The organism is Mycobacterium sp., assembly GCF_049281135.1.
Taxonomy (GTDB): domain Bacteria; phylum Actinomycetota; class Actinomycetes; order Mycobacteriales; family Mycobacteriaceae; genus Mycobacterium.
The window spans coordinates 1-2,731 of the sequence record NZ_JBAPRN010000469.1; the positions used below are offsets into that span (position 1 = coordinate 1).

A 2,731-nucleotide genomic window follows, 5' to 3' on the forward strand; every position below is an offset into this window, starting at 1 on the left:
CTCATCGACGGATGTTCACATCCTCGCTTGCCGACGTCACAGCACACCCACAGAGATCAGGCTGGGACCGAGTGATCTCGCGGTCCCAAGCACGGTACTTGGCCCGCACAGACCCAAAGTCGTCGAAGAACTGCTCCGGGACAGAGTTTTCGGGCGGCACTGGTGGACACCACACCCCACGGACGCCACAACCTCCTCGCTGTCTGCGAGGAGGTTGTGGGACGTAACGGCTTTGGCCGCTGGCCGATCAGCCCAAGTGCGCCGACAGCAGCCAGGCGGGTACGGATTTGCGTCCGTTGCCCTCGTCGCGAACGTCGGCAAACAGGAACTCGGGGCTACTGCTGTCGGCGAAGTTGGCGTGAATCCTGGCCGGCCGGATCTCGTCGATCACCCAGTACCGCGACACCGCATCACGCAACTCGTCCTCGGTCACCGGGTTGGCCGGACCGTCGGGCATCCCGTTGCGGTCGAAGACCAGAACGAAGTACGACGCGCCCGGGGCGGCGGCCCGGACGATCGAGCGCTGGTAGCCGTCCCGCAGCTCAACGGGCATCGAATGGAACAGCGTGCTGTCCACGATCGTGTTGAATCGGCCTTCGGAACCAGTCGGCCAACTGGTGAAGTCAGTGATGTCGGCCACCTCGAATGAGGCATTAGTCAGCCCTTGACTGGCGGCCTCCGCCGTGGCCAACTCGATCGCCGTGGGCGAGGCATCCAGCCCGACCGTGTTGTGGCCTAACGCCGCCATGTGCAACGCCAGTGCGGCCTCGCCACAGCCGGCGTCGAGCACGTCGCCCTGGATCTTGCCCTGATCGATCAGAGCCGCAATCTCCGGCTGCGGCTCGCCCAAACTCCACGGCGGTCGGCCACCCGAAAACTCGGCAGCCTCGCCACGGTAGGCCGGATCGAAATCGAATTTCTGAGTTTCAGTCATACCCCAGATATATCAACCAGGCTGATATGTGTCAACATCGTTGATATGGGCAACATTGAGAATGCGCCGCTTGGGTACCTGTTGTTTCAGGTGATGGCAACATTGCGGCCGGAGGTAGCGGCCGCGCTGAGCCCGCTGGGCCTGACCCTGCCCGAATTCGTCTGCATGCGAATGCTTTCCATGAGCCCCGGGTTGTCCAGCGCGGAACTGGCCCGGCTGGGCAATGTATCACCGCAGGCGATGAACACGGTGCTGCACAGGCTGGAGAACGCGCAGATCGTGACCCGCCCCGCATCGGTGGCATCCGGCCGTGCGCTGCCGGCCTCGCTGACCGCGGATGGCCGGACGAAGCTGAAACACGCCGAGGCCGCGGTGCGGGAAGCAGACGCACGCGTGCTGGCCAAGCTGTCGGCATCTCAACAGCGCGAGTTCAAGCGAATGCTGGAGGCGCTGGGACCCGACTAGGCCTGGTCGATACGCGCCCAGGGCCGGGCGTCTTCGAGTTCGTAAGCCAGTTCCAGCAAGCGGGCTTCGTGGCCCACCGGCGCCGAGAACATCATCCCGACCGGTAATCCGTTGGTCGACACCGCCAGCGGCAACGAGATCGCCGGCTCCCCCGTGACGTTCTGCAACGGCGTGAACGCGACCCAGTCCTGCAGCCGGTCGATGATCTGGTCATAGTCGGCGGTCGGGTCGAGGTGACCGATCTGCGGCGGCTCGTCAGCCAACGTCGGTGTCAGCACGAGGTCGTAAGTGCGAGCCAGCCGTTCGGTGTGCCGCCGGACGCGCGACAAACGGATCAGCGCCAGCGGCATGCGATGCAGATTTCGACGCGCATGGCGGTCCAGGCCCCGCGACAGGTTGTCCAAGCGTGTGACATCGAATCCCTCGAAGGTGCGCTTGTTCTGCTGAATTTGGCCCATGGCCAGCAGTCCCCAGTAGAGCACGAAGTCGGACACGAAACTCGAAGGCACCGGCGGTTTTTCGAGATGGTCGACGCGGTGGCCGAGCTCTTCGAGCAAGCCGGCAGATTTCAGGGTCAGCTCGCGAACCTCGGGGCTGGATTCGCGTAGAAGTGAGTGGGTGATGACGGCGATCCGCAGTCGCTTTGCTCCGGCGTGCTGCACGTCTCCGATCGGCGTGAGCTTGGGCGCGCGCCAGATGCGTTCGGCTTCCCGATAGAACGCGGCGGTGTCGCGCACCGATCGGCTGACCACTCCGTTGGCGACGATGCGAATCGGCATTTGCCTGACTTCTTTGTCTAGCGGTAGCCGGCCACGCGACGGCTTCAGCCCGACGAGTCCGTTGCAGGACGCGGGAATTCGGATCGAACCGCCACCGTCATTGGCATGGGCAATCGGCACCGCACCGGCGGCCACGAACGCGGCGGAGCCCGACGACGATGCGCCCGCGGTGTGGTCGGTGTTCCACGGGTTGCGCACCGGTCCCAGTCGCGGGTGTTCAGCCGAGGCGCTGAAGCCGTATTCCGACATCTGGGTCTTGCCCAGCGACGTCATCCCGGTGGCCAGGTATGTCCGGGCGAACTCGCTGTCGGCTTCGGCTGGGCGCGGCGGCCACGCGTCGGTGCCGCGCATCGTCGGCAATCCGGCAACGTCGACGTTGTCCTTGATGAACGTCGGCACGCCGCTGAAGAAGCCGGCGCGGGCTGGTGCCGCCGCCTGTGCCCGAGCCCGGTCGAAAGCCTCGTAGGCCACGCCGTTGAGCGCGGGGTTGACGGCTTCGGTGCGGGCGATCGCTGCCTCGACGACCTCGGTCCGGCCTACCCGACCTGAGTTG

Annotated in this window: 3 protein-coding genes; 1 reads left to right on the forward strand and 2 read right to left on the reverse strand. The window is 65.2% G+C overall.

Translation table 11 applies throughout. The annotated features are described in order from the left end of the window. Positions 1–247: 247 nt before the first annotated feature. On the reverse strand, positions 248–934 hold the full coding sequence (locus WAN02_RS18890; RefSeq protein ID WP_422265770.1) for a class I SAM-dependent methyltransferase: 687 nt from the start codon (positions 932–934) through the stop codon (positions 248–250). A gap of 45 nt (positions 935–979) precedes the next feature. On the opposite strand from WAN02_RS18890, the gene WAN02_RS18895 reads away from it, so the two are divergent. After that, positions 980–1,399: a MarR family winged helix-turn-helix transcriptional regulator gene (locus WAN02_RS18895; protein WP_422265771.1), complete on the forward strand. Its 420-nt coding sequence runs from the start codon at positions 980–982 to the stop codon at positions 1,397–1,399. Here WAN02_RS18895 and WAN02_RS18900 read toward each other — a convergent pair. After that, positions 1,396–2,731 (reverse strand): amidase (locus tag WAN02_RS18900; RefSeq protein WP_422265772.1); only part of this gene is annotated, 1,336 nt, incomplete at its 5' end. The genes WAN02_RS18895 and WAN02_RS18900 overlap by 4 nt on opposite strands.

Excerpts from the sequence above, each read along its gene's own strand:
- WAN02_RS18890 (WP_422265770.1), bottom strand. The coding sequence starts at position 934 with ATGACTGAAACTCAGAAATTCGATTTCGATCCGGCCTACCGTGGCGAG.
- WAN02_RS18895 (WP_422265771.1), top strand. The coding sequence starts at position 980 with ATGGGCAACATTGAGAATGCGCCGCTTGGGTACCTGTTGTTTCAGGTG.